The following is a 26,009-nucleotide window of genomic DNA, read 5'->3' on the forward strand; positions in this document are numbered from 1 at the left end:
AGGCTGCGGGCCTCGGTGCCGGTGGGGGCCGTTGATCGAGGGGGGAGGATCGAACTTGATCAGCCCTTGACCTCAACTCCCATGCTGCGGGCCGTGCCGGCGATGAGCCGCATGGCGTGGTCGATATCTCGGGCGTTCATATCCTGAAACTTCGTTTCGGCGATCTTGCGGACCTGATCGGCGGTGACGGAGCCGACCTTGGTCTTGTGGGGCTCGGCCGATCCGGAGGCGATGCCGGCGGCCTGCTTGAGCAGGACGGCGGCGGGTGGACTCTTGGTGATGAACTCGAACGATCGGTCGTTGTAAACGGTGATCTCGACGGGGATGGTGGTCCCCTTCATCTCCTTGGTCCGGTCGTTGAACTGGGTGACGAATTGCCCAATGTTCACGCCGTGCTGACCGAGGGCCGGGCCGACCGGGGGGGCCGGGGTGGCCTGCCCACCGGGGCATTGCAGCTTGATCTTGGCCGTGACTGTCTTCGCCATCGCTCTCTCGTACTCCAGGCAGTAGGCAGTAAGCAGTAGGCAGAGAGAAGAAGAAACGACAAGGGGGAAGCTTGCGCGATCGGCCGTGGTGCGCTGGTCGCCACGGCCTACTGCTGACCGTCTCCTGCCTGCTGCCTACTCCGTCAGAGATTCAGACTCGTTCGACTTGCCAGTATTCCAGGTCCACGGGGGTGGGCCGGTTGAAGATGATGATCATCACCTTGACCAGGCCACGGGCCTCGATGACCTCTTCGACCGTCCCCTCGAAGTTCTCGAAGGAGCCTTCCTTGATTTTGACGCGGTCGCCACGTTCGAGGTCGATCTTGGGAACGGCCTTGGTTTCGCCCGGTTCCTCGGGCTTGAGGATCTTGTCGATCTCGGCCTGACTCATGGGTGTCGGGGTGCCATGGGCGCCGACGAAGTCACCGACACCGGGCGTTTCCCGGACCACGAACCAGGTTTTCTCGTTGAGCTCCATGTGGACCATGATGTAGCCCGGGTAGCTCTTGCGTTCGACCGTCCGTTTCTTGTTGTTGCGGATCTCGGTGACTTTTTCCTTGGGGACGACGATCTGGCCGAAGAAGCGCCCGAGGTCCTGGATTTTGACCCGGCGTTCGAGGGCGTCTCGGATCGTATCTTCGCGGCCGCTCTGAACTTTCAAGACGTACCAGACCAGCTCGGGCGGGGGCTCGTCATCCTCGTCGTCGACCGGAACGGAAACGCTCTGGTCGTCATCAGTGTCGTCGGCCGAGTGCTCAGCCGCAGTTTCGGCCTCGTCCGAGGACTCGTGAAGCCCAGAGGTCTTCCCGGCCGGGGGACCGCCGTCGGGCGCGGATTCCTCGACTTCGAAGAGGTTTGATGGGCCGACGACCGAGCCCGATTCGGGTTCGGTCGGCTCCGACGGCGGGCCTGACTCGGGCTCGAGGGGCGGCTCGTCGTATTCGTCGGGCGTCGTGCTCATCCGGCAGTCGGGGGTGGGAGTTCGGTTCGGAGCGAGTGGAGCAAGCGAGTATGCGGTTGCGTGAGGTGCGGTCGTGCCGCGCTCGGGTCCGCCAAGATCAGCCGGCCGAGCCGATCGCCTGGCCGGTTCCGGCCGAGACGTCGAGCACGCCGATCTGGTTGAGCAAAATCATCCAGACATTGTCAATCGCGAACAGGTAGAACGAAATGACCAGCACGGTCACCAGGACGACGCCGGTGGCCCGCTTCAGGTCACTCCGGCTGATCCAGGAGACCTTGTTCATCTCCGCCTGGGTGGCGATAAGAAAATCGGCGAACGGCGGGTAGTGGATCATCCGGAAGCTCAGCCAGGCGAAGGCCGCAGCCAGAACACCGCAGATGCCGAACTGGACATAGATCTCGGTGCCATCAAGGGTTGCGAACAACCGGGTGACGCCGACGAGGAGGATGGCCGCCATGGCGATGCCGGTCCAGAGCCGGGCGTGCCAGCCTTGCATCGGCTTGTAGAGTGTCGAGCTGAACAGGGTGGCGAAGAACTGATTCTTGCCACTGCTGCGACGGGCTGCCTTGTCCGCAGGCTTCGACGCGCGGGACTCGGTTGCATCATCCCTCACCTTGCCCATTCGCCCGACCCTCCCGAGGACGCGATCACGCCGCTCTTGAATTGACTGCAGACGGAAGCCCACTGTGGGGTTCTGGTGTTCGCGACGAGGAACTCTTCCCAGGGGATCGGCAAAGGGGTCGACGATCTGGTCTGACCTCCGCAACGTCGCAGGCCCGACGATCCGACACGCGAGGAGGGCATGTCCGGAGGTGGGTCTGGAAGATACGGGCTTGCCCCCAAGGAAGACAACGACACGAAGCACGAGCGGAGGGAATCGAACCCCCAACCCCCGGTTTTGGAGACCGGTGCTCTACCAGTTGAGCTACGCTCGTACGGAAAAAACCGGGGCGAGGGGTCAGATCGTCCCGGGGAAGATTTGGGCCAGAGAGGGGAAACCCCGCTGTCCCTGATCCATCGGACATCCCGGCCGACGCGGATCGCCGGGGTAGGCGAGGCGTCGGCCGGGATGAAGGAGTTCGTTCATCATCAAGTGATCGAAGCGCCGAGGGTTCGGCGTTCGAGGGTTGTCACTCAAGAATCTTGGTGACGACACCGGCGCCGACGGTTTTACCGCCTTCGCGAATGGCGAAGCGGAGGTTTTCCTCCATGGCGATCGGGGCGATCAGTTCGACGGTCATCTTGATGTTGTCGCCCGGCATGCACATTTCGGCTTCGCTGCCGTCCTCGGACAGCAGGTTGACGATGGTGCCGGTGACGTCGGTGGTCCGGAAGTAGAACTGCGGCCGGTAGTTCTTGAAGAACGGGGTGTGGCGGCCACCTTCGTCCTTCGAGAGGACGTAGACCTCGGCCTCGAACTTCGTGTGCGGGGTGATCGAGTTCGGCTTGCAGATGACCTGGCCGCGCTCGAGTTGTTCTTTTTCGATGCCTCGCACGAGCAAGCCGACGTTGTCGCCGGCCCGGCCTTCGTCGAGGGTCTTCTGGAACATCTCGACGCCGGTGACGGTGGTGTCCATGTTGGCGCCGAAGCCAATGATCTGGACCTTGTCACCGACCTTGACGATGCCGCGGTCAATCTTGCCGGTGCCGACGGTGCCACGTCCCTTGATCGAGAAGACGTCCTCAACGGGCATCAAGAACGGCTTGTCGATGTCCCGGACCGGCTCGGGGATGTAGCTGTCCATCGCCGCGACCAGTTCGAGGATCGGCTTGGCAGCGGTGTCGTCCGACGGGTTGTCGTACGCCGGCTTGGCCGATCCGCGAATGATCGGGATCTCGTCGCCGGGGAATTTGTAGTGGGTCAAGAGGTCGCGCAGTTCGAACTCGACGAGTTCGAGTAGTTCCTCGTCGTCGACCAGGTCGACCTTGTTGAGGAAGACGACCAGGGCGGGTACACCGACCTGACGGGCGAGCAGAATGTGCTCACGGGTCTGGGGCATCGGGCCGTCGGCGGCGGAGACCACCAGAATTGCGCCGTCCATCTGGGCGGCACCGGTGATCATGTTCTTGATGTAGTCGGCGTGGCCCGGGCAGTCGATGTGGGCGTAGTGCCGGCTTTCGCTCTCGTACTCGACGTGAGAGACGGCAATGGTGACCGTCTTGCTGGCGTCGCGAACGGTGCCACCCTTGGCGATGTCGGCGTAGGACTTGGACTGCGCACCGCCACGAGCGCCGAGGACGGCCAGGAGGGCGGCCGTCAACGTGGTCTTGCCGTGGTCAATGTGCCCAATGGTGCCGACGTTGACGTGCGGCTTCGTGCGAACAAAGGTTTCCTTGGCCATCGGTGCTTCCCGTCGTCTCCTGGTTCTGGAAAGCGAGGTTGGGGGGTATCAGCCCGTCGCCCCGCGAGGTCCGGCGGTGGTCGGCCGCGTCCCGAACCGGGGTCGGGTTCCGCCGGGCGTCGGACGGCGCGGTCCTTGGTTGGAATCGGTGCTCGAACAAAAAGAACTAGAACCGATCCGGGTCATCACGCTTCGTACTGGGAAAGCTGCCGGTGGGATTCGAACCCACGACCTCGTCCTTACCAAGGACGCGCTCTACCGACTGAGCCACGGCAGCAATAAAGGGGTGCGATGACGGGAGTCCTCTCGCGTCAAGGCATTGGGGGTGAGTCTCTCGTGAGCAATCCTCGTGTTCAGATCCGATCAATCGGGGTTCGGGGTTGGGTTCTCGCAACCGGTTCGCAGCAAGGCGGGTCAATTCGGCTTGTCACGGTGTGGATCAGGTGGTTCGGGGCATGACCCACACAGAGGGACGCTCGGGCGATCGAGGGCGAATCGGGAGAGCGGGTGATGGGAATCGAACCCACACAGCCTGCTTGGAAGGCAGGGGCTCTACCATTGAGCTACACCCGCAGGGGAGCCAGGATGCGCCGGGAGCGAGAGCGAATCGAGCAAGCTGGTGCGATGGCGGCGAATCCTCCTTTGGTCGATCCTGTTCAGCATTTCGACCGACTCGTGAACGGCCAGTCGTACATGCGAGCGGCCCGATTCGTTGAGTGTTGATGGCCGAAATGGGTGGTGCAGGATTCGAACCTGCGAAGGCTGTGCCACCAGATTTACAGTCTGGCCCCTTTGACCGCTTGGGTAACCACCCGATCGTCACTGTGTCCACTGCGAACGTTTGTCATTTCCAGCCAACCCGGATCGCGGCGACGCGATCCGGCAGAGCTGGCGGTGAGAGTCGAACTCACAACCTACGGTTTACAAGACCGTTGCTCTGCCAATTGAGCTACGCCAGCGAAATTCCGGGCAGCGGAAAAGTCAGAATTTACCGTGACTTCAGGTCGATTGCAAGCGGTTTTCTCCTTTGAATCGTTGGAATCGATTCGGAGCGTGGCTTCTCGCCTTGAAATCACCCTCAGACTCATGCTAACGCGCCCGATCGAGGGGGAGCAAGGGCACGGCCGATCCTTTAGCGGTCATGCCCATTGAGAGACCAGACACGGAGGCGTCTGATTCGGTTCGTTGCCTTGGCGATCCGTCTTTTGGGGTTCGGGAACGAACACCGCCGGGAACGATGGGACGTTCCCGGCGGGTTGAGGAACTTGCGTCGCGTCAGGAGACGGATCACGTCGGGCAATGGTTAAAACATGGGCAGTTCCATGCGTTCCTCGACAGCGATCCGGCGGAGTTTTTCCTGGGCCCGCGACTCGATCTGGCGGACGCGTTCCTTGGTGATGCCCAGCTCCTTGCCGAGCTGTTCGAGGGTCATTTCGCGGGAGCCGTCGAGACCGTATCGGGAGATCATGATCCGCCGCTCGCGGTCGTCGAGGCGGCCGAGCATCCCCTGAACGGCCTCGACGTTACGGCGGTGGGCGACCTCGTACTCGTGCTCGTCGATCCGGCCGTCGGCGGCCGATTCGAACATCTCCTCATGGCCGGTGACGAAGCGGTCGCGGCGGTAGTTTTCCTCGGGAATCGTGCGGGCGAAGTTTTTCATGATCGCCCAGCTCGCGTAGGTGGAGAACTTGTTGCCGCGGGCGTAGTCGAACTTCTCGACGGCACGGATCAGGGACATGTTGCCGTCGGAGACCAGCTCGAAGAAGTTGTTGCTGGGGCCGACGTGCCGCTTGGCGATCGAGACGACCAGCCGGAGGTTGGCCCGGATGATCTGGTTCTTGACGGCCAGGGCCTCGTCTTGCAGACGGTCGATCTCGTCGAGCTCGGCAGTCTTGGCCTTGTGGGGGTCGAGCTGCTCGCGGCGCAGGTGGGCCTTGTACTTCAGGAAGTTCATCTTCCGGAAGAGGTGGGCTTCCTGTTCTCGGGAGAGCAAGGGAACCTCGTACAGGCTGGCCAGGTACGGAGGCAAACCCTTCGGGGCCTTGACCTTGCGGGGGGGCTTGCCGTCGGCCGGCACGGGCATGTCGGCGAGGATCTCGGCGGCGGCCTTCGGGTCGTCGAAGCTCTCGTTGTGCATGTACTCGAGCTTCATTTCGAGCAGGCGTTCGGCGCGAAGCTCGTTGAGGACCCGATAGATGCTCGACCGGGTTCGGCCGTACTGCTTGGCCAGGATCTCGACGGAAGTTCCGGTGCGGAACTTCCGGTAGATCTGGGCGCGGGCCTCGGGATCGAGCGGGCCGGTCGAGCCGGGGAAGATCGCTCGGTCCGGATGCTCCCGATCGTAGGTCTTCAACGTCATGCGAATGGTCTCAGGAGAGCGGGACATCTTACGGGCAATCCTCCGGGCGATCTCGGCGAGGCTGGCCTGCCGGACCGCAGCCATGCGGCGGGCGCGTCGGATAATCTCGTCGCGCTCCGCGTCGGACAACTGGCTAAAACGAGTCCCGCGATCGACCTGTTCGCGGTGCTCCGACACGAATCGATCCAAGCTGGATTCCAGGAAACCGACTTTGATGCGACCTTCGACCCGAAAGTGGCGGGCCACGAGCCCCTGGCGTCGCCAGCGATTGACGGTCCGGGTCGAGACCCGGTAGCGTCGGCTCACGTCCTCGACGGTCAGGACCGGCTCGGTGGCCTCGTCGACCGGCTGCCCGACGGTGCGCGACAGGTCTTCCACGTAGAGTCGAAGATCATGTCGGACATCGCGACCATTGATCGTCAGCAAGGAGGAGGAATCGGCCCGGTAGCCGGTGATTCGGTAGCAAAGGAATTCGAAGGGGTAAACCTTGCTGCCTTCGATCTCAGCCAGCAGCCGCTCGGCGCGGTCCAGTTGCTCCAGCCGACGCTCTCGGGTGGCCGAGCGCGTTTGCTGTTCCATCAACTGTCGCAATGCTGGGTGGCGATAAGACTGGCTCATCCCTGCTTCGCTCCCGGGCGGCAAAAGGCAATCCCGGCTGAGGACTGATCTCAATCAATGCAGACGACTTCAATAGCTCGGACGCTTCCGGCCGTGACAATGGTTCCGTCTCTTCATGTTTTCGACGGAACCCGTCATTGAGTTCGGCTTGCAACACGGATTCTTCCCTGAGAACCCTACGTTTCGTCTGTACCCTCAAGAGAGCGTTGAGCGAGGCGAAGTTCGCCCCAAAACCCGAGTGTCAAGGCTGAATTGGCCTCGATCAACACTCCGCAAACGATGTACCCGGTGAGAAGACGAATCTGCATGGGCTCGCTGAATGGTGCTTCAAGTTCTTGTAAAAGAAGACTTTGCGTCAATGTGTGGTGGCTCGGGGAAGCGAGGTTGCGGCCGATTGCGTGTACATTATGTCAGGAGCTCGATGTCGATTTGACACCCGTGGCGGCACGTTTCCCTGGTGCATCATGACCGAGGCGCGGAAGCGCCTGGCACATGCTATTCGTGCCTGCATGCAGGTTTGCGACGCAAAATCCGGAAAATTTTCGGGAAACGACGGTCGTGCGGTCGAAATTCGAAGACATAAGGAGAGGGAATATGGGAGACGTGGTCTGCGAGTCGTGTCGAGCCAAGGGAGGATCGCTCGGTGATCCGAGTCGGTTCGGGGGCGTCGGGAACGGGGAAGGCGGGAGGAGCGTGATCGGGATGCGAAGCAGACGCCGGCTCGTGGGACTCTCGGGGGTCGCTTTGGCGATCGGGATGATCTGGTCCTTCGGGGTTCAGGCGTCCGAGGACGATCCGGTGGCGCTGGTCGAGCGTCTGGAGGCGGGGAATCGGATCGGGGTGCGGGCCTCGCTGGAAGCCGAGGGGCGTTACCTGCCCGGAGAGGGGACCGAGGACGCGCCGGTCGCCCCGATCGAGTTGACCGTTTCGACCCAAATTGAGGCGCTCGACCAGGTGCTTGCGGTCGATGCCGAAGGGCTCCCAACGCGACTCTGGCGACAGGTCGGGCAGGCGAGCGTGGCGATTGGGGGCCCGGAACCGATTCGACCGCAGACCATTGCCCTTCGGCCCGAGGTCTCCTCGCTGATCGTCGAACGAGGGAACGACTCGAACGCCGGGGCCGTCATCGCCAGTCCTCAGGGGGCCTTGACGCGGGCGGAGCTGGATCTGCTGCGGATTCCGGCCGACCCGATCGACGTGCTCGGGCTCCTGCCCGAAGCCGAGGCTAAGGTGGCTCCTGGAGACTCCTGGCCCGTTCCCGAGGCGGTCGCCCGGTCGATCAGCGGTTACGACGTTTTGGCCTCGAACACGGTGGAGGCGACGCTTCGATCGGTGAGTGAGGAGTCGGCCGAGGTCGATCTGGCGGGTTCCATTACCGGAGCGGTCCTGGGAGGTCAGGGAGAGATGACGATCACCGGGTCGTTCCGCTTCGATCGCCGGGCCAGTCGACTCGCCTCGGTGACGATTGAGCGAGATGAGCGCCGCAAGCCGGGGCCGGTTGAGGCGGGCCTGGAGTTTCGCAGTACGATTCGGATCGAGCGGAGCGAGGCAGCCGTCGAAGCGGCCGAGGAGGCGGCCCCGCAGGTCCCCGATCGGCTGCCCGACGACTGGCTCTTGCTCTCGTACACGGCCCCCGATGGACGTTATGCGCTTCAGCACGACCGGGCCTGGCATGTCTTCTCTGAGGAGGATCGGCAGGTCGTTTTGCGGCGGGTTGAGACGGGCACGGTGGTCGTGCAGGCGAATCTCGTGGCCGGGCCGACCGTCGAGCCGGGAGCCCAGCCGAAGGCCGAGCGGTTCCGGGACGACGTGAGGAAGGCCCTGGGCGATCGGTTCGACCGAATGATTGACGCCGGGAGCGTGGCCGCCCCCGATGGTGAGTTCCGCTACCGACTGGCGATGGCAGGTCGACAGGGAGAGGAGCCGATTGTCTGGTACTATTATCTTGTTTCCGATACGAAGGGCCGTCAGGTGGTGGCGATCTTCACGCTTCGAGCTTCCGAGGTCGAGCGCTTTGGCCGTCTCGATCAACGGATGATCGGCTCGTTGCGCTGGTTGCCGGAGGTGCGGTGAGTCCTCCGGGGGACAGGGACGGGACGGAGGGAATCGGTCGAGGCCCTCGGCGTTTCAGTGTTTCGGTCGAATCCGCCATTGTTTCCCGATGTCCTGATGGCCTATGCTCAATTTTGATCATGAATGGTTGGCACGGGTGTTTCTCGAACGTGGTCCTGGATTCCTGGGAAGGTGTTCGTCGGAGGGGATTGACGGTGCGGATCTGGTGGGGAGGGCTTTGGGTTCATCGCCCGCCGTGCCCCTTCGCCAGCCTCTCTTTGTTGATGTCGATCCCGGAGCGTCGGGGGTCGCCAAGTCGGGGACCGGCTCGGACTCGAACCGGAGGAGATCGGACATGAGGAGCACGACGACCATGCTGGCGCGAGGCCGACGAACCGTACGACGACGACTCTTGCAGATCGTGGCCCTGGGGCTGGCCTTCGGGCCACTGCCGGCGATTGCCTGGCAAGTCGGAGGGGCGCGCCCTGCGCCGCCGATCGACGCGACAAGGCCCGCTCCGGGCCTGGACAACGGCCGCTCGGGATCGGCTCCTCCGGGCTTCGCGGAGCCTCCAGCTCCTGGTCTGAGTGAGCCTGGCCGAGACACCGGTCGGCGCTATCGGTTCATCGAAGCCTATTCCCCGCCCGACGCCAACGACAGCGGTATCGGTCCGTATCAGGTCGCGTTTGTGGAGAGCCTTGATCGGTCGTTCGAACAGCCCGGTCAGGCTCCCGAGCGCACGCAACTGGTGTCTCGGGTGATTGTGGTCGAACGTCCGGCACAGGTGGGCGGGATCGAAAATCGCACTGTATCGGCCCTGGTTCGGTCTTACCAGACGGTCCAGTTGACCAAAGACGGCGTGCCCGACACCTCAAGCCTCGGGCCGGTCGGTCTGGCCGGTCAGACGTTCTGGCTGCAGGATGACGGGCGGCCGGTGCCGACGATCCTGACCCTACCCGGATCGTCGCGACTGAACCAGGAGCAGTTTGGGTTCGCGGCGTACCAGCAGGTCGACGTGCCGAAGCTGGCGGGCCTTCTATCGGCGCTGCACCAGGGAGTCGGGTCGAGCTGGCGGGTTCCCCGCAATGCGGCCGAGGCCCTTCTCGGAGACACGATCGTCGATGGCACGCTGGAGGCAACCTTTGAGGGTTTGATTCCCCCGACCGAAACCGACCAGAACTCCCGGGCGGTGATTCGGATCAGCGGTCGGGTGCAACTGATCAGCGCCATGACGGCCGTCAATGCTCAGCTCGAATTTGCCTTTGTGGACCCGGCAACGACGTTGGATCAGCCCCCCGGGAACGGCCAAGTCAATACGCTCGAACCGCGGATGCTCGATGTCCCGGGGTCGATCAACCGGCTCCTGCTCGCCCAACGAGACGTGGTGGAACTGCCCGACGCGACCGGCCGGATCGGCATGCGGGCCACCCAGCTTCGGGAGGTGAACCTGGAGCGTCGGCGCACCGTCCCGCCCGGCCTGATTCCCCCGTTGCCGAACCCGACGCCCGTCCCGACCCGTCAGAATTCCTGGGTCGTCTTCCGAGACCCGGAGAACCGTTTCCTGTTCGAGCACCCTCAGGATTACCGCCCTGCCCCGGCCGACCAGAGCGCCGGCGAGGATGTCGTCTTGCAGCGCGTTCGGATTGACGGGGTGCCGGATCACATGACCTTCGTCTTTCATCCCCGAGGCGAGGTTCCGGCCGAGCTCCGCCCCGATCCGTTCGTGCAGCGGATGATCGAGGGCTGGCGATCGGTTCCCCCTCCCGGTGTGACGGTTGGCCAGGGCTCCGAGGGTTGGTTGCCCGAGGCGGAATGGGGAGGCAAACGGGTTTACCGCCTGGAACTGCCCCTGAGCTATGTGCCTGAAGCCTTCGCGGTGCAGGATGCCGGCCGAGCGTACTCCTCGGCCTACCTGATCCAACTGCCCAACGGCGCGGCCCTGGAAGTGATGAGCCTGACCGAAGGGTCCCCCGTCGAGTTCCGCGAACAGGTTGAGGACGTGCTCCGTTCGTTCGAGGTCGATCCCCCTGCCCCCGCGGCTCCCCGAGCGGCCGCACCGGTTGCGAGGCCGAACCCCACCCCGGCACCGGCACCGGCTCCTGGAACGAGCGTTCCGCCGGTCGAACCAGAGGCGGATGTTCCCCCGGTCGAATCGGACGAGCCGCCGGCGGTGGCTCCGGCCCTCGAATCCGATTCCTCGCGACCAGCTCCGCCGCCGATCGAGTGACCTCGATCGGGAGGGCGTGACGCTGTTGCCGAGTCACCCACCCGGAGCCGGGACAAGAAACCGGCTCCGAGGCCCGCTCAGGCCCGCCGGGCCAGTTCAACGGCCACCTGGGCGGCCAGCGAGGCATTGGCCACGATCAGGGCGACGTTGGCCGTCTGGCTCATGCCGTGGGTCGTCTCGTGGATTCGGGCAAGGAGAAACGGTGTCAGCCGCTTGCCGGTAATGCCGAGGCGGTCCGCCTGGGCCAGGGCATCATCGAGGGCAGCATTCATGATGGCGTCATTCGGAGCGTCCGATTCCGGGACTTGCTGCACCAGGACCACCGCGCCGGGCACGCCGAGCCGTCGATGCACGGCCACCACCTGGGCCGCCTCGGCCGGATCATCGACCCGATGCTCCAGCGGAAGGCCGGTCGTCCGGCTCGTAAACGCGGGCAAGGCGTCGGTCTGATAGCCGAGAATCGGAACTCCTCGGGTTTCCAGGGCTTCGAGCGTGGCAGGCAGATCGAGGACGGTCTTGGCCCCGGAGCAGACGACCAGCGATCCATCGGCCTGGGCCAGTTCGTCGAGATCGGTCGACACGTCGAAACTTTCGGCTGCCCGGCGGTGTACTCCTCCAAGGCCCCCCGTTGCGAACACGCCGATTCCCGCCGATCGGGCGATCCAGAGCGTGGCCGAGACGGTCGTCGCCGCAGTTCGGCCCCCGGCAAGGACCGGGCTCAGGTCGCGCCGGCCGGCCTTGAGTACGTTGTCGGCCTGGGCCAGGAGGGTCAACTCGGTGTCACTGAGGCCGATCCGGACCCTTCCGTCCAGCACGGCGATGGTGGCCGGCACGGCCCCGGCGTCGCGCACGGCCTGCTCCGATCGCCTGGCGGTTTCCAGGTTCGAGGGCCAGGGAAGCCCGTGGGCGATTAGGGTCGATTCCAGCGATACGACGGGCTGGCCGTGTTGCAACGCGTGGGCGATGTCGGGGGCGATCGCTTCAGTGAATGCGTTCATTGGTTTGCTCGCATAACTTCATGCAGTCATTGGGAATCGGAGTTTCTTGCAGAAAATGTTCCGGGCGATTGAGGGGTTTATTCCGTAAGATAGATGACAGGTTCATCTCCTGGAGGCAGGGTTTCTCCATTCATCGAGAGGCGAATTTGTTTGCGTGGATGTAGAAGGGATTCTGCATCATGGCCCGCTTCGAATCAAAAGTTGAACGGACCGAACGCGTGAGTGCTGTGCCCCGAACCATGCCGGAGCGATCCGACAGTTTCCGAGTGGTGCTTGAGATCGTCGAGGGTCCCCGAGCGGGCCAGGCGTTCGTGGTCGAGCGCGCGGAGCCGTTCGTGGTAGGCCGTTCACTGCTGGTGGATGGTTCGGTCCCCGAGGATGGTTCGCTCTCTCGAGACCATTTTGAACTACGAGTGACCAGCGGAGGCGACCTGACGCTCCGCGATCTGCAAAGCACCAATGGCACGTTCGTGAACGATCGAGCGGTCGAGCGGTCTCGGCTGGTTCATGGCGACCTAATCATGGCCGGGGAAACCGTCTTTCGGGTCAAGATCGAGGCCTCGGGCGGCAGACCGGGCTTGCTTCGCCCCGACGAGGTGGGCACGGCCGAGCACGACCGGCCCCAGGTCTCCTTCGCCCCGATCGTCTGCGGCGGCTGCGGCATCTCGGCGCCGCAAGGCACGGTGGTGGCTCAGGACCGGCCCGAGGGGACCGGCCCCGAGTCGGTTTACTGGCTGTGCGATAACTGCCGGGCTGAGATGGCCATGACCCCTCAGCCCGTCCCGCATTACAAGACCCTCCGCGAACTGGGACGCGGCGCGATGGGAGTCGTCTACCTGGCCCAGCACCACCGAACCGGCCGCAAGGTCGCGCTGAAGCTGATCGTGCCCGAGTCGGCCGCCGCCCGATCGGCCATCGACCGCTTTCTCCGCGAAATGACGGTCATCAGCAAGCTGAAGCACCCGAACATTGTCGAATGGCTGGAACAGGGGACGACCGGCGGTCGCTTCTGGTTCGCCATGGAGTACGTCGACGGTAGCAACCTTGAGGCGATCGCTCGGGCGGCTCACGGGCAGTACCCGATCGACCAGGGCTGCCGAATGGCCGCTCAGATTCTCAAAGGGCTCGATCACGCCCACCGCCAGGGCTTCGTGCACCGGGACATCAAGCCGGAAAATATCCTGATCGGACGCACTCCGAGCGGCTTGCTCTCGGTCAAGATTTCCGACTTCGGGCTGGCCAAAAGCTACCGGAGCATCGGTCTGTCCGGCCTGACCTTCTCTGGAGAGATGCGCGGGACGATCCCCTTCATGCCCCCCGAGCAGATGCTCGACTTCAAGACCGTCAAGCCTTCGGGCGACATCTACGCCACTACCGCGACGCTCTATTTCCTGCTCACCGGTCAATTCATTCACGATCAGGTCGGTGAAGGAATCGACGTGGTGCAGCTCGTCCTGGAACAGACACCGATCCCGATCCGCGAGCGACGCCCCGAGATTCCCGCTCAGCTCGCCGCCGTGATCGACCGGGGCCTGTCCCGAGACCCCGCCGACCGCTTCCCCAGCGCCTCGGCACTTCGCCAGGCACTCCGGCCCTTCTGCTGATCCCGCGCTGGGGTTCACGACGGAATTCCGCCCTTAGCGGGCTTCCGTCGAGGTTTCGTCGAGTACAAGCCGGATGTCGGACACGACCGACTCGGGATCAAGAAACTGAAGATTGTAGATTTCCCGTTGCCGGCCGTTCGGATCGACCAGGAAGATGCGCGACGGGTGGTCAAGCGTGCCACTGGGACCGATCCGAGCCCACATGTCCCACGAGGCGATGACCTCGGACACCGGCTTCGGATCGCCCGTCAGGAAGTGCCATCCCGAGGGGTCGGCGCCGAAGATCTCGGCGTATCGGCTGAGAATCTCAGGCCGATCGGTTTTCGGATCGAGCGAGATGGACACCAGGGCGACGCGGTCGCCCCAGAGCCCGCAACGCTTCAACTCCTCCTGCACGCGGTACATCGTGTGCGTGGTGGCAGGGCAGGAACCGTTGCAGGTCGTGTAGACGAAGCTCACCAAGGCGGCCTTGCCCTGCGATTGCAAGTCGGCCAGGCGGAATGGTTGTTCGGTCCGAGCATCGACCAGCACCGTTTCCGGTGCCGGGCCGATGTCCGCCAGCCGGGAATCATCGGCCTGCGCCATCGGAACGCCGAGCCAGGTGACACAGGAGCTAATCACGAGCCAGACACCATGAATGAGCATTTGCATGTGCTCCGTTTGTGGTCGATGTCGCGTTTGGTGGTCAAGTCGGCGCGTGAAATCAGTTGATCAGCATGTCATGACCACGGGCCGCTCCGGTCGGGAAGTCGGTGAGATCGACATCGAAGAACGGATCGACCTTCATTCCGTCCGGGCCGATGCGGACGAGCCGGATGCAGAAGTTCTCGGAGCGGTCGAGGGTCGAGAGCAAGGAATTGGTCACATACATGCGCTTGCCGTCATTGGTGACGTGCATCATGTTCGGCTGGACGCAGGGAACCACCGTGCTGGTCAGCACCAGGTTCTCGGGGTCGGACACATCCCACTGCTGGATCTCGTCGCCGCCGAAGCACGAGACGTACAGGAAGCGATCGTCGGGGCTCTGCCTCAGATCGGCAGGCAAGGCGGCGGTATCGGCCACTTTTTTCACCTCGTAGGTGCCGTCGCCGCGACCCTTGAACAGATAGATCGAATTGTCGAGCGCACAGTTGGTGAAGCCGTAATCATTCTCGGGCTTGAGCGACCAGCGGACTTCCAGCGGGGCGAGTCCGGCCTCCATGACCTGAAGCGGTTTCCGCTCCTTGAAATCCCAGACGATCAGCTCGTTGCCGAAGTCACTGAGGCTCATCTCCGGGAACGGTTTCTCATAATTGCGCAAGGGTGTAAATGCGCTGGAAATCATGCGGTTGAACTCGGGCTTCACGGCCACGTCGTAACCGTAAGGGGATTCCTCGGGCTGGTCGATCCGACGGATGAAGCGGCCGTCGTTGGTGAATTCGGCCATTCCGGCGGGGAGGCCGCCATCGGCCGCGCCGAGGAAGGTCAGCAGCATTCGGCCCGGCAGGGCGTAATAGGTGTGCGGGCCCGACAATCCGGTCTGTTCGGTCACATTGTCCAGGACGGTCTCAATCCGGGGGGCGGCCGGGTCGGTTGCGACGTCAATGATCCAGATGCGGCTCGAAAACAGGCCACCGGCCCAGATCCGCGTCCGATCGTCGGTAAACCCCCAGTGGTGCGTTTCGTTGCCGTTCGAACCGAGGTCGAGCTGATGGATGATCGTGCCGAAGCTTGGGCTGGTCTGGTCGACATCCACGGTGATGATGAAGTCGTTCTCTTGCGCATCAGCATCGACGCAGAAGACATACAGATACTTCTCGGGCCTATCGAGCCGCGTGACGTAGGGCGACAGGCATGTCTCGGCACTGGCGACGGAGGCGACCAGGATCATCGCCAGGATTCGAGGAATCTGCACGCAAAAACTAACGATTCGACACATGGTTTCAACCCTCTTTGGCAAGGTGGCAGGGAAACGGTCGTTGTGGTGCGGGATGACTCAGGGATTCGGGCCAACGTGCTCGGAGGGAACGATGGCGATCGAATCGAGCCATCGGCGAAATGCCTCGGCTTCTCCTCCGCGCAGGATGGTCGCCTTCTCGGTGTTGAAGAAGATCTCAATGTCGATGCCGGTGTCACGCACTTCCGTGATCATGTCCAGATTCAAATAACTTCCACCAATCTTGACCAGGGTCATCGAGGAACCTCCGATCGAAGTTCTGGCCAATTCCTTCCGGGAACTGGCCTGGCCCGTCCGGGCACGACAGTGCCAGGGAGGGCCGTATCCCACGTTACCAGAATCACACGTTCGAATGGATTGCTTTTCCCCCCTCGGCCGCGTGGCAGACGTGCACCTCGACATGGGTGCCGGTGCGTCGGGCGTATGCGTCGAGCACCGAAGCGGCGAAGGCGTCGGCCTGCTCGGTCTGAACCAGATTGACCGTGCAGCCGGCCCAGCCTGCCCCGCAGAGCTTGCCACCGAGAAATCCGGGCGCGGCCTCGGCCGCTTCGACCAATGCATTCAGCGCCGGTGAGCTGTTCTCGAAATCGTCTCGGCTCGAAGCGTGCGAGTCGAGCATCAGGCGGCCCAATCCGGCGAGGTCGCCACGTCTCAGGGCCTCGATTCCTTGCCGGACCCGTTCGTTCTCGGTCAGGACATGCCGCGCGCGACGGAATCCAACCGGGTCGAGCCGATCGCGATAGGCATTCAGGTCGGCGAGGGTAAGGTCACGGAGCGAGGTGACCGATGGAGGTTCCCGATACGGATCAGAGAATGATGATGCCGGTGGATGCTCGCGGAAGAACTGGACGACGCGATCACATTCCTCCCTGCGCTGGTTGTACTTGCCGTCGGCCAGGTGTCGAGAGGTCTTCGAGTCGCAGACGACGATCGCCGGGCTCGGATCGCCCAGCGAGAGCCGTTCGAATTCGAGCGAGAAACAATCGAGCGCGACGGCATGATCACGTTTGCCCAGCAAGGTGCAAACGAAATCGAGCAAGCCCGAGGCAACGCCGACCGTCTTGTTCTCGGCCTCGCGGAGGGTTTGTGCCAGGGCCATCCGGGCCGGTTCGTCGAGCGAGGCGGAGTCCCCCCCCTGCCCTTCGCCGAACAGACCGGCGTTGAGCAAACACAGCGCGAGGGCCCCCTCCAGGCTCGCCGAGCTGGAGAGGCCCGCGCCCAGAGGCACATTGCCGGCGATCGTGGCCTCGAACGCGGATTGAGGCGGCCCGAACCGATCGCTCATGGCCTGGAGGACCCCGTGGAGATAGCGTCCCCAGGCACCGGGAGCGTCTGGCACGTCCTCGTGCAGCGGCAGGCCGTAGAGATCGTCAAAGGCTTCGGAGTAAATCCACGATTCCTGCCCCCGGGTCGGCCGACAAGCCACAACAGTCGTGCGGTCAATGGCCGCGGCCAGGACCAAACCGTTGTTGTGATCCGTGTGGTTGCCCAGCAATTCCACTCGCCCCGGTGCCATGCCAAGGCTCGTCGGCTCCGCGCCGAAGCGCTCGCGGAAGGCGGCCCGAGCACGCTCGATCGGATCGGATGCGGTCATCATCGGTCCCCCTCCTGAATCACTCGGGAGTCAATCGTCATCCGACGGGAACAGCTCGGCCACAGTCACGGAGAAGCCCGGAACGACCTCGCCACCGTCGAGGATTTCTGCCTCACTGAGCAAGACGGATTGCTCGGAGGCGGGGCCGGTATGCACGCGGATGGACCGTGTGGTCGGATCGACCATCCAGACCAGGCGGACCCCGGCCTCGAAGTATTCGCGAAGCTTGCGCTCCATCTCGGCTCGGGAGTTGTTCTTGCTCAGAACCTCGACCGCCAGGTCGGGCACGAGGCTCGGGATCGGCTGGTCAGGAAGTTTGCCACTGGGGAATCGGCCGCGAGCGACGAACGCCACGTCCGGAATCCGCACGAGCTGGGGCATGATCCTCATGGTTCCATCGGCCCCCGAGACGTAACCCAGGCGGCGAGGCAGGACGTGAGTGTTCAGGAGTGTGAGGATCAGCCCTGCAATCAGTGACTCCCGGTAGCCCATCGCCTTCTCCACCAGCACGCCCTCGACTAGCTCGCACGGAAGGTTCTCGTGATCGAGCAGTCGAAGGAGGTCCTCCTCCGTAGCTGAACCCGGCACAGGCCGGAAGCGAACACGAGAGGCCGGGATGTCGCCCAAGCGGTGAAGCAGCTCGGCGATGGTCTCTGGCGGGTCGGTGGCGATCGTGGAGGGGCTGGTCGACGTGGCCACGCGTGAGGCTCCCTCGCGGGTTTGGGGCTGGGGATCATCCCTGTTCTGATTGTACGATGACCCCCTCGGCGTTGCCCAGCGCCTCCGGCCCGGTCTTCACAGGATCAAGAGGGGCATTCCCGACGGTTGAGCTTCGCGCTCTCGGGTTGCCGGAATGACGATCCTGACGCAACACAACCGTGCCTGGTAGAATGAGAGGTCGTGATCCATCGACGAAAAAGCGGTTTTTGAAATGATGTTCGGTCGAGACGCAATCCGACCGTAACGATCATACGAGAAGGAGCGCGGCACGATGGCGATCTCAAGGAACCCGATCCGGCGTATTGCCATCTCGACCGGAGGAGGCGACGCACCGGGGCTCAACGCGGTGATTCGCGCGGCGGTCGTTTCGGCCTTGAATCGAGGGTGGGAGTGCGTCGGAATTCGGGACGGGTACGACGGCGTCTTGACCCCCGAGCGGTTCCCCGATGGTGGTCTGATTCCCCTGACGGCTGACCGGGTGCGCGGCATCACCCACCTGGGAGGGACGATTCTGGGGACAACGAACAAGAATAACCCGTTGAGGTTCCCGACACCGCAGCCGGATGGCTCGATCGTGCCGGTCGACCGCAGCGCCGAGCTGGCCGAGCGATTGGGCGAGAACGTCGATGCGGTCATCGCCATCGGCGGCGACGGCTCGATGGAGATTGCCCACGCCCTGAGCCGGCATGGCCTGCGCGTGATCGGTGTGCCGAAGACGATCGACAACGACCTCGATGGCACCGTTCTCACGTTCGGGTTCCTCACGGCGGTAGCCTTTGCCACGGAATGCCTCGACCGCCTGCACACGACGGCCGAAGCCCACGACCGGGTCATGGTGGTCGAGGTGATGGGCCGCTACGCCGGTTGGATCGCCATGAGCGCGGGGATCGCCGCTACCGCCGATGCGATCCTCATTCCCGAGATTCCCTTCGACCTGGAGCCGGTGGCCCGGAAGATCGTCGAGCGCGACCGGATCGGCCGGCGCTTCTCGATCGTGGTGGTGGCCGAGGGGGCGTATCCGAAAGGAGGCGAAGTCTCACTCGTCCCCGGTGAACCCGGTCGTGTCGAGCGTCTGGGCGGCATGGGCGAAAAGGTCGCCGAAGGGCTTCGGGCCGCGACAGGGAAGGATGTTCGGGTTGTCGTCCTGGGCCACCTGCTTCGCGGCGGCCCCCCCGTCCCCATGGACCGCCTACTGGCGCTTCGCTTCGGAGCAGCGGCGGTACGAACCCTGGCCGACGGCCATTCGGGCGTAATGGTCGCCCTCGACCCGCCGGAGGTCAAGTATGTCCCGCTTGATGTCGCCACTCACCGCATGAAGTCGGTCCCCCTGGACTGCGACACCATCTTGACCGGCCGCGACATGGGCATCAGCTTTGGCGACTGACCGCTCATGATCGTCCGTACGACGGTCCTCGGCACCGGCCCCGGCAAGAGCCCTCAGGGGTCAGGACTCTCGCCGGTTGCCGGATTGCGCTACCGAGGCTGCAAAGCGAAGCATACTCAAAGAAGCTCAACACTCATGCATTGTGGCACACGGTACAGCGTGACTCACGACAACCATCGCTCGTAAGTCTCTTGCATTGTGTCAGGTGGTTGTCGGTCCCGTCAACATCAAAGCCAGAAACACATCGTATTTTCATCATGCTTAATCGAGCGAGCTGGAAGGAGGCTGCCATGTCTGGCGTGATTGGGGTTTGGTTGTGTGACTGCATGGATTTTGGTGGGTCGTGACGGAACTCGCCGGGTCTTGTCTAATGTAACGAGGCGCAAAAACGAATCGCCCCGGTGTCCTCGATCGGTCGAGCGAGCGAGGACGCCGGGGCGGTGAGCGATCGGTCGCGAGCGGGGGGCGAGGCCGAATCAGGCGATGGCTGAGGCTGTGGCGGCCTGCTTGAGGGCCTCGGCCTTGTCGGTCTTTTCCCAAGTGAACTCGGGCTCGGAGCGGCCGAAGTGGCCCCCGGCGGCGGTCTTGCGGAAGATCGGCCGACGCAGCTCAAGGTGGGCGATGATGCCCGAGGGGGTCAGCGGGAAGTGCTCACGGATCAAGGCCTCGATCTGATCGTGCGGAAGAGTTCCGGTGCCGAAGGTGTCGACGTGAATACTCACCGGGGCGCTCACGCCGATGGCGTAGGCGAGCTGGACTTCACATTTCTTGGCCAGTCCGGCGGCCACCACATTTTTTGCGGCATAGCGGGCCATGTAGGCGGCCGAGCGGTCCACCTTGGTCGAGTCCTTGCCGCTGAAGGCTCCGCCCCCGTGACGGCCGGCGCCGCCGTAGGTGTCGACAATGATCTTCCGGCCGGTCAGGCCGGCGTCGCCGTGCGGGCCGCCGACGATGAACTGGCCGGTTGGGTTGATGTGGTAGGTGATCTCCCCCTTAACCATGTCCTTGGGCAAGACCGGCTCGATGATCTCCTTGATCACTGTCTCGCGGATCTGCTGCTGGGTGACGCCGGGGTTGTGCTGGGTCGAGACAACCACGGTGTCGATCCGGACCGGGCGGCCGTCGTCGTATTCGACCGTGACCTGGCTCTTGTTGTCCGGGCGGAGCCAGGGGATCGTGCCGTTTTGCCGCAACTCGGTCAGGCGATTCAGAATGCGGTGAGCCAGGGCGATCGGCAGGGGCATCAGCTCGGGGGTCTCGTCGCAGGCGAAGCCGAACATCAAGCCTTGGTCGCCGGCGCCGATCTCCTTGCCCTTGGCGGAATCTTCGTTGACCCCCATGGCGATGTCGGGCGATTGCTTGCCCAGGGCGACCATCACGCCGCAGGTGTCGGCGTCAAAGCCCATGGCGCTGGAGGTGTAGCCGATCTCTCGGACGACCTGCCGAACCACGCCGGGATAATCGACGACCGCCGTGGTCGTGATCTCGCCGGCCAGGACAACTAGGCCGGTTGTCACCAGAGTCTCGCAGGCGACCCGGGCATTGGGGTCCTGTTCGAGGATCGCGTCGAGGATGCCGTCGGAAATCTGGTCGGCCATCTTGTCGGGATGGCCCATCGAGACCGATTCACTAGTAAACAGGTAGCGATTATTCTGAGACACGGGCAGACCTCTCCTGCGGTCGAGTGACGGGGCCGGGGGACCGGATCACACCTCCAACGGGGCCATCGGGCAAGCGTACCCCCTTCGGGAGCTGCAAACTCCGTTCTTGAGGGGCGAGTCTATCAAGGCCCCCGTCGCGCTGTAAAGCCAAGCCAGCCTTGAGCGTGGGCCCAGTGCCACACAGCCGAGCAAGAATCTGGCCAGATTTCACTGGACAATTCCGGTACGTCCGTTCATACTTCGCCCGTTCTTCTCTGTTCGTGTGTTCAGTAATGGCCGCGAAGGGGAGGACCACGGATAAACGCTTTCACAGTGGAGGACCAGTCAGTGCGACTCAAGACGCAAGGGCAAGCATTCCTGGCGGCCTGGGTGGTCGCGTTGGTTCCAGCGTTCGGACACCCTCAAGAGGACATTGAAGCCATGTTCCCTCAACCGACGGCTGAACATCGACATTTGACCGAGGAGGTTGGCACCTGGGACGCGACAATCACCTCGTTCATGAACGGTCCCGGCCAGCCTCCCACAATGTCCAAGGGGGTGGAGACGAACCGGATGATGGGCGAGTTCTGGCTCCTGAGCGCGTTCGAGGGAGACTTCGGCGGCATGCCCTTCCGGGGCCACAGCCAGATTGGCTTTGATCCCAAGGCCGGCCATTACGTCATGAGCTGGGTCGATACGATGAACCCGAAGCTCTCGACCCACACCGGCTCCTACGACCCGGAGGCAAAGACCTTCACCTTTGTGGGTAAGGCCTTCGACCCGATGCTCGACAAGGAGGTGGACCAGAAGACCATTAGCGTTGCCACCGACTCGGATCACAAGGTCTTCACTCTCTTCATGAAGGCCCCCGAGTACGGCGACGACTGGGTTGAGTTCATGAAAATCGAGTACACCCGACGCAAGGAGTGAACGGTGCGCTCACACGGGGCATCGAGCCCAGCCGCTCAGGATCGCCTGGCGAGCGCCGGGCGATCCGCCCTCGGGCCGGTCCTGCGTTTCGGGGCTCGTCACGTGTGTCACGTCCACGAGGACACACCATCCTGAACCGACAGGATTCCATTGCAAAAGAGTGTCGATTTGGAGATGTCCTCCCAGGGCGATCCAGGCAATTCGGTTTCAGGAGCTCCTGAGGAGGTCGACGATTGCCAGGAAGATCCCGAAAAGGACCATGAAGGGGCCGAGGACCTTGAAAACCATGCCGTACTGCTGATGCCAGGCATCCCACCGGAAATCAGTTCCGGGCGTCTTGCCGATGACCCGGTGGCCCAGCAGGGTCGCGAAGACCCCCGCGACGATCGGGATGGTCGCTTCGACGATGACGGCGAAGAGATCGGGATTCCGCAAGATCGATTCAAAGATTCCAATTGTATTCATTGGGTTTCGGCATCCCGGTTTCGATCGCGGCGATACCAGGTCCAAAGCAGGCGGAGGGTAGTGGCGTCGAGCATCGCCTGGGAGGATGGGTAGGTGCTGGGCTCGGCCTCCGGAGAGGGGCGGCCAAGCAATGCGAGGGTCGAGTCGGTAATGGTGGCGGCATCGGCTCGGGCGATCAGCTCGGCGAGGAAGATCGGGAAGTTCTCGACGGCCGAGGGGAGCAGGCGGTCGCCGAGGTCGCTGTAGTTCATCTGGTCGGCGACAATCCGGAAGGCGATCTGGGGATCGGTGCGGACCAGGTGCAGCTCGGTGACGGGGTCTCGGGGAACGCGCTTCGAGCGACGGGTGCGGGGGGGCTTCGGGCCTCGGAGGATCATCGCGTTGAGTCCCGAGGCGACGGCGTTGGCCCAGCCGATTCCCTGCGGATCGCGGAACTCGTCGTCGGTGGCGATCCGACCGCCGTGGACCAGCTCCAGCTTCGACCAGGGGACGTAGTGGGCCGGTTCGCCTCGGAGTCCGCTGATGCTTAGCCCTTCGGGCTGGATGGCCGCGCGGTGGACCGATCGCGCGGGGACGAGCTTCGGCACGGTATCGACGCGACGGGCCTCGGCGGCGATTCCCTGGTCATACAGGGCGTCGAGCAGCTCGCGGACCTCTCCTTCGGCCAGGGGCCAGGGGAGGATGCCGGGGGCGCGTTTGACCCACTGCATCGCCTCGGTCGGGTGCAGGCCCATCACCCCCCGGAACAGGTCGCGCAGGGCGTCCGGGTTCTCGGGAGCGTCGAAGAGGATCAGGCGGTAATCGGTTTCAGGCATGAGTTTCGATCGCCTGGGCGATCCCCCGATCGGCGTGCGGGTCGATTGAAATTGAGCTTACGCCCTCGATGGTCCGACGGCCAGAGGTCACGGCCCTGCGATGCCGGTGGCCAAGGACGCCAGGGGATTCTGGAAACGAGGGGAGGGTTCGCGCGCAGAGCCTCAAAGACGAGAGAAGGAGAGCGGTCTTCATTGCAGTGGGCCACCACCTCGACGCGGGCTGTCTGAGGGGGTAGAGTCCCGAAACGAGGACGGCATGCGCGGAGGGGCCATCGAGACGACCCGAAACGATCTGATCCGAAACGACGCAACGCGGCGAGGCTGAGCACAACCACACGCAGAAGGCTGGGCGACTCATGGTGATGGCGATCTCTGCTTGGATCAAGCGAATCCTGGGCTCGCTCGGGCCGGGGCTGATCATTGCGTCGGTCTGTCTCGGTCCAGGGAGCGTGACAACGGCCTCGAAGATCGGGGCTGAGTACGGGTATGCCTTGATCTGGGTGGTCGTGTGCGCGGCGGCGGCCATGATGATGTATACGGTCATGGGCGCGCGCTTCGGGGCGACGCAGGTCCGGTCGTTCCTGCAGGCGGTGGCCGATCACTACGGCCGATGGTTTGCGGTCCTGATCGGTCTGGCGGCCTTCTTGATGTCAGCCAGCTTCCAGTTCGGCAACAACCTCGGGGTTACGACCGCGACGGCCAGCGTGACAGATAACTGGGCCTCGCGGAACCTCTCGGCCATGCTCGGCCGGTCGGTGGCCGAGGAGCAGATCTGGCCCTTCGTCTTCACCGGCACAGCGATTCTGATGGTCGCCTTCACGAAGAACCTCTATCGGCTGATTGAGCGGGTGATGATCGTGCTGGTGCTGATCATGATCGTCGCCTTCTTCACGAACCTGGTGGTGGCTCGGCCGAACCTGGCCGAAGCGGCCGCGGGGCTCGTTCCTCAGGTGCCGAAGGGAGACGGTACGATCACCGTGATGGCGGCGATGGTGGGGACGACCTTTGTCTTGCATGCCTGTCTCTATCAAGCGTACCTGGTGCAGTCGAAGGGCTGGCGCTTGCCAGACGTCCGCAAGAGCCTGATCGACTCGATCGTCGGGATCACGTTGCTGTCGACGATCAGCATCCTGATCATCCTCACCTCGGCGGCGGCCCTGCGGCCTCGCGGAATTGTGATCCAGGATGCCGCCGAGATGGCCCTGCAACTGGAGGCGACCTTCGGGCCGATGGCCAAGTTCATCTTCTGCCTCGGGTTCTGGGCGGCGGCCTTCTCGTCGATCCCGGTCAACGCCCTGGTCGGCGGGGGTCTGCTGGCCGATGGGCTGGGGCTTGGCTCGCGGATGGACCAGCCCTGGCCGAGGCGGTTCGCCTTGGGGATCATGGTCATCGGCATGCTCATCGCCACGATGCCGCAGGAAAACCGGGCCAATGCCCTGGTGATCGCCCAGGCCGCGACAATGCTGGCGGTGCCGGCCGTGGGGATCGGCATGTTCCTGATGCTCAACAATCGCTCGGTCATGGGGCGGTTTGCGAACTCGTGGCGTCAGAACATCCTGGCGGGCTTCGGGTTGCTGCTAGTGTTGGTCCTCTCGGTGGCGACCTATGGGAAGTTGATCGACCAGATCGGCAAGGTTCGGGAGCAGTGGCGGACGGAGGCGGCGACAACCGCAGTTCCGGCTTCCGTCGAGGTCGAACCAGTGGACGAATCGGACTAGACGCGGGGGGCAAATCCTGGCAGCATCCGTCATCCCCTCTGGAGGAGGCGGCGTTCGTCCGCCCGACGCTTCGTCGATGTCCGTTGAAGTCTGAAAATCAACGACCCGCGCGCTCCTGGTACGGGGGTGGGCCGTTGGAGGGCGAGTCTCCATGCAGCGGTACCCGATCCGGCTCGGCGTGGTGGTCGTCTGCCTTGTGCTGGCCATCAGTGCTTCCGGTTGCAACGCCCTTGGGCTTGGCAAGAACAAGGATGGCCGATCCGACCAACCGACCTTCTACGACGAGTTCTTCAGCGGCCAGGACGAGGCCGATGCGATCGCCTCTTCGCGCGAGCAGGACCCGGCCGCCCCGGCCCGGATGCACCGGCGGAACCGTTTGCCCGGCGGCCTCAGCTCCGAGGCGAGGGAAATCGAGCGCGGTTCGTTCAATATCTACTGATCCTCCCCTCTCGGTGGTGCGGGGCAGGAGGACCGGTTGAGGGGCCTTCGGGAGCGTGTTGCGATGTTCCGTCTTCGCCTCCCGATCCGGTGGCCGATCAGCCGGAAAACCGATCGCCCCTGGAACCAGTGGTTCGGCGACCGAGGGGAACGGGCCGCCTCCCGATACCTGCGCCGAAAGGGGATGCGCATCCTCTGCCGGAGCTACCGAACCCCTCGCGGAGAGATTGATCTGGTCGCCCGAGACGGGGACACGCTCGTCTTCGTCGAGGTCAAGACCCGTCGCCGAGGGCAGCCCGCCGAGGCCGTGACCCTGGACAAGCAACGGCGGATCACCCGCGCCTCGCTCCAGTTCCTCAAGTGGCACGGCCTGCTCGACGCGGCTCGTCCGGTCCCCTGCCGGTTCGACATCGTGGCAATTGTCTGGCCCGACGGCCTTGGCCGGCCGACCATCGAGCACTTCCCCGACGCCTTCGACGCCGCCGGACCTCGAGGGCAATTCTTCGTCTAGAAGGTTGTTCCCTGGCGGGTCGGGGCCGCGTCAGGCTCGACCATCGATCCGACGCTCGTCGGCTCGGTGACGGAAATCGGTCAGGTGTGGTTGAAGAATTCCGAGCAATGCGCAGCCTTGCCTGGCAAAATGTGGCCCGGCGCCCCCTTTTGATCAAGAAAGGGCAATGGCCCGCGCCAGGTCCGAGCCCGCCTTGCCCGCCCTGCGAGTCA

22 protein-coding genes and 5 tRNA genes are annotated in these 26,009 nt (G+C 63.7%); 8 read left to right on the forward strand and 19 right to left on the reverse strand.

All coding sequences use genetic code 11. The annotated features are described in order from the left end of the window. Positions 1–59: 59 nt before the first annotated feature. From rplK to HG800_RS18460, 10 genes are all read right to left on the reverse strand, one after another. Entirely contained in the window at positions 60–485 is a 426-nt protein-coding gene (rplK, locus tag HG800_RS18415) for a 50S ribosomal protein L11 (protein WP_169978155.1), read from the reverse strand. Between the two features lie 151 nt (positions 486–636). Beyond that, positions 637–1,446, reverse strand: coding sequence for a transcription termination/antitermination protein NusG (gene nusG / locus HG800_RS18420; RefSeq protein ID WP_169978157.1), 810 nt, complete (start codon positions 1,444–1,446; stop codon positions 637–639). Between the two features lie 97 nt (positions 1,447–1,543). Beyond that, entirely contained in the window at positions 1,544–2,068 is a 525-nt protein-coding gene (gene secE, locus HG800_RS18425; protein WP_169978159.1) for a preprotein translocase subunit SecE, read from the reverse strand. Positions 2,069–2,308: 240 nt separating this feature from the next. Then, positions 2,309–2,381: transfer RNA gene (locus HG800_RS18430), tRNA-Trp, on the reverse strand. 195 nt (positions 2,382–2,576) lie between these two features. Next, the gene (gene tuf / locus HG800_RS18435; RefSeq protein WP_169978161.1) at positions 2,577–3,788 is read right to left on the reverse strand and encodes an elongation factor Tu; all 1,212 of its coding nucleotides are present in this window, start codon (positions 3,786–3,788) and stop codon (positions 2,577–2,579) included. A 204-nt stretch (positions 3,789–3,992) separates the two neighbouring features. Then, a tRNA-Thr gene (locus tag HG800_RS18440) sits at positions 3,993–4,065 on the reverse strand. A 225-nt stretch (positions 4,066–4,290) separates the two neighbouring features. Next, positions 4,291–4,361 (reverse strand) — tRNA-Gly (locus HG800_RS18445). A gap of 159 nt (positions 4,362–4,520) precedes the next feature. Then, a tRNA-Tyr gene (locus tag HG800_RS18450) sits at positions 4,521–4,602 on the reverse strand. A gap of 72 nt (positions 4,603–4,674) precedes the next feature. Further along, a tRNA-Thr gene (locus tag HG800_RS18455) sits at positions 4,675–4,747 on the reverse strand. Between the two features lie 344 nt (positions 4,748–5,091). After that, entirely contained in the window at positions 5,092–6,765 is a 1,674-nt protein-coding gene (locus HG800_RS18460) for a sigma-70 family RNA polymerase sigma factor (RefSeq protein WP_169978163.1), read from the reverse strand. A 702-nt stretch (positions 6,766–7,467) separates the two neighbouring features. Between HG800_RS18460 and HG800_RS18465 the strand changes: the two genes are divergently transcribed. Both HG800_RS18465 and HG800_RS18470 read left to right on the forward strand, forming a co-directional pair. Then, positions 7,468–8,838, forward strand: coding sequence for a hypothetical protein (locus HG800_RS18465; RefSeq protein WP_169978165.1), 1,371 nt, complete (start codon positions 7,468–7,470; stop codon positions 8,836–8,838). A gap of 334 nt (positions 8,839–9,172) precedes the next feature. Then, positions 9,173–11,044, forward strand: a complete 1,872-nt coding sequence (locus HG800_RS18470) for a hypothetical protein (RefSeq protein WP_169978167.1) — start codon at positions 9,173–9,175, stop codon at positions 11,042–11,044. A 77-nt stretch (positions 11,045–11,121) separates the two neighbouring features. On the opposite strand, the gene HG800_RS18475 is transcribed toward HG800_RS18470, so the two are convergent. Beyond that, entirely contained in the window at positions 11,122–12,042 is a 921-nt protein-coding gene (locus tag HG800_RS18475; protein ID WP_169978169.1) for a pseudouridine-5'-phosphate glycosidase, read from the reverse strand. Between the two features lie 218 nt (positions 12,043–12,260). Between HG800_RS18475 and HG800_RS18480 the strand changes: the two genes are divergently transcribed. Continuing rightward, the gene (locus tag HG800_RS18480) at positions 12,261–13,646 is read left to right on the forward strand and encodes an FHA domain-containing serine/threonine-protein kinase (RefSeq protein ID WP_315852058.1); all 1,386 of its coding nucleotides are present in this window, start codon (positions 12,261–12,263) and stop codon (positions 13,644–13,646) included. Between the two features lie 33 nt (positions 13,647–13,679). Here the strand turns inward: HG800_RS18480 and HG800_RS18485 are convergent, their stop codons facing one another. From HG800_RS18485 to HG800_RS18505, 5 genes are all read right to left on the reverse strand, one after another. Beyond that, on the reverse strand, positions 13,680–14,291 hold the full coding sequence (locus tag HG800_RS18485; protein WP_235963778.1) for an SCO family protein: 612 nt from the start codon (positions 14,289–14,291) through the stop codon (positions 13,680–13,682). Between the two features lie 58 nt (positions 14,292–14,349). Next, complete coding sequence (locus tag HG800_RS18490) at positions 14,350–15,564, reverse strand: selenium-binding protein SBP56-related protein (protein WP_169978174.1); 1,215 nt, start codon at positions 15,562–15,564, stop codon at positions 14,350–14,352. A gap of 57 nt (positions 15,565–15,621) precedes the next feature. Then, complete coding sequence (locus tag HG800_RS18495; RefSeq protein WP_169978175.1) at positions 15,622–15,819, reverse strand: hypothetical protein; 198 nt, start codon at positions 15,817–15,819, stop codon at positions 15,622–15,624. Between the two features lie 103 nt (positions 15,820–15,922). Then, positions 15,923–17,179, reverse strand: a complete 1,257-nt coding sequence (gene galK, locus HG800_RS18500; RefSeq protein ID WP_235963779.1) for a galactokinase — start codon at positions 17,177–17,179, stop codon at positions 15,923–15,925. Between the two features lie 27 nt (positions 17,180–17,206). Then, positions 17,207–17,875: a Uma2 family endonuclease gene (locus HG800_RS18505; protein ID WP_169978177.1), complete on the reverse strand. Its 669-nt coding sequence runs from the start codon at positions 17,873–17,875 to the stop codon at positions 17,207–17,209. A gap of 292 nt (positions 17,876–18,167) precedes the next feature. Here HG800_RS18505 and HG800_RS18510 point away from each other — a divergent pair, with 292 nt between their 5' ends. Then, a complete protein-coding gene (locus tag HG800_RS18510; protein ID WP_169978179.1) occupies positions 18,168–19,280 on the forward strand; it encodes a 6-phosphofructokinase in 1,113 nt (370 codons plus the stop codon). Between the two features lie 476 nt (positions 19,281–19,756). On the opposite strand, the gene metK is transcribed toward HG800_RS18510, so the two are convergent. Further along, positions 19,757–20,896 carry a methionine adenosyltransferase gene (gene metK, locus HG800_RS18515; RefSeq protein ID WP_206352349.1) on the reverse strand — a complete coding sequence of 380 codons (1,140 nt, stop codon included), beginning with the start codon at positions 20,894–20,896 and terminating at the stop codon, positions 19,757–19,759. Between the two features lie 372 nt (positions 20,897–21,268). On the opposite strand from metK, the gene HG800_RS18520 reads away from it, so the two are divergent. Continuing rightward, positions 21,269–21,850 carry a DUF1579 domain-containing protein gene (locus HG800_RS18520; protein WP_169978183.1) on the forward strand — a complete coding sequence of 194 codons (582 nt, stop codon included), beginning with the start codon at positions 21,269–21,271 and terminating at the stop codon, positions 21,848–21,850. Positions 21,851–22,057: 207 nt separating this feature from the next. Here HG800_RS18520 and HG800_RS18525 read toward each other — a convergent pair whose 3' ends face one another. Both HG800_RS18525 and HG800_RS18530 read right to left on the reverse strand, forming a co-directional pair. Continuing rightward, entirely contained in the window at positions 22,058–22,315 is a 258-nt protein-coding gene (locus tag HG800_RS18525; RefSeq protein ID WP_169978185.1) for a hypothetical protein, read from the reverse strand. Then, positions 22,312–23,130: a hypothetical protein gene (locus HG800_RS18530; RefSeq protein WP_169978187.1), complete on the reverse strand. Its 819-nt coding sequence runs from the start codon at positions 23,128–23,130 to the stop codon at positions 22,312–22,314. Before HG800_RS18530 ends, HG800_RS18525 begins: the two co-directional genes overlap by 4 nt. Before the next feature lie 362 nt (positions 23,131–23,492). Between HG800_RS18530 and HG800_RS18535 the strand changes: the two genes are divergently transcribed. The 3 genes from HG800_RS18535 (at position 23,493) to HG800_RS18545 (ending at position 25,797) form a co-directional block, all read left to right on the forward strand. Further along, on the forward strand, positions 23,493–24,848 hold the full coding sequence (locus HG800_RS18535; RefSeq protein WP_169978189.1) for an Nramp family divalent metal transporter: 1,356 nt from the start codon (positions 23,493–23,495) through the stop codon (positions 24,846–24,848). Between the two features lie 151 nt (positions 24,849–24,999). Further along, the gene (locus HG800_RS18540; protein ID WP_169978191.1) at positions 25,000–25,287 is read left to right on the forward strand and encodes a hypothetical protein; all 288 of its coding nucleotides are present in this window, start codon (positions 25,000–25,002) and stop codon (positions 25,285–25,287) included. Between the two features lie 63 nt (positions 25,288–25,350). Further along, on the forward strand, positions 25,351–25,797 hold the full coding sequence (locus tag HG800_RS18545) for a YraN family protein (RefSeq protein WP_169978193.1): 447 nt from the start codon (positions 25,351–25,353) through the stop codon (positions 25,795–25,797). The last annotated feature ends 212 nt before the right edge of the window (positions 25,798–26,009 follow it).

Origin of the sequence: Tautonia rosea (assembly GCF_012958305.1) — a bacterium.
Lineage (GTDB): Bacteria > Planctomycetota > Planctomycetia > Isosphaerales > Isosphaeraceae > Tautonia > Tautonia rosea.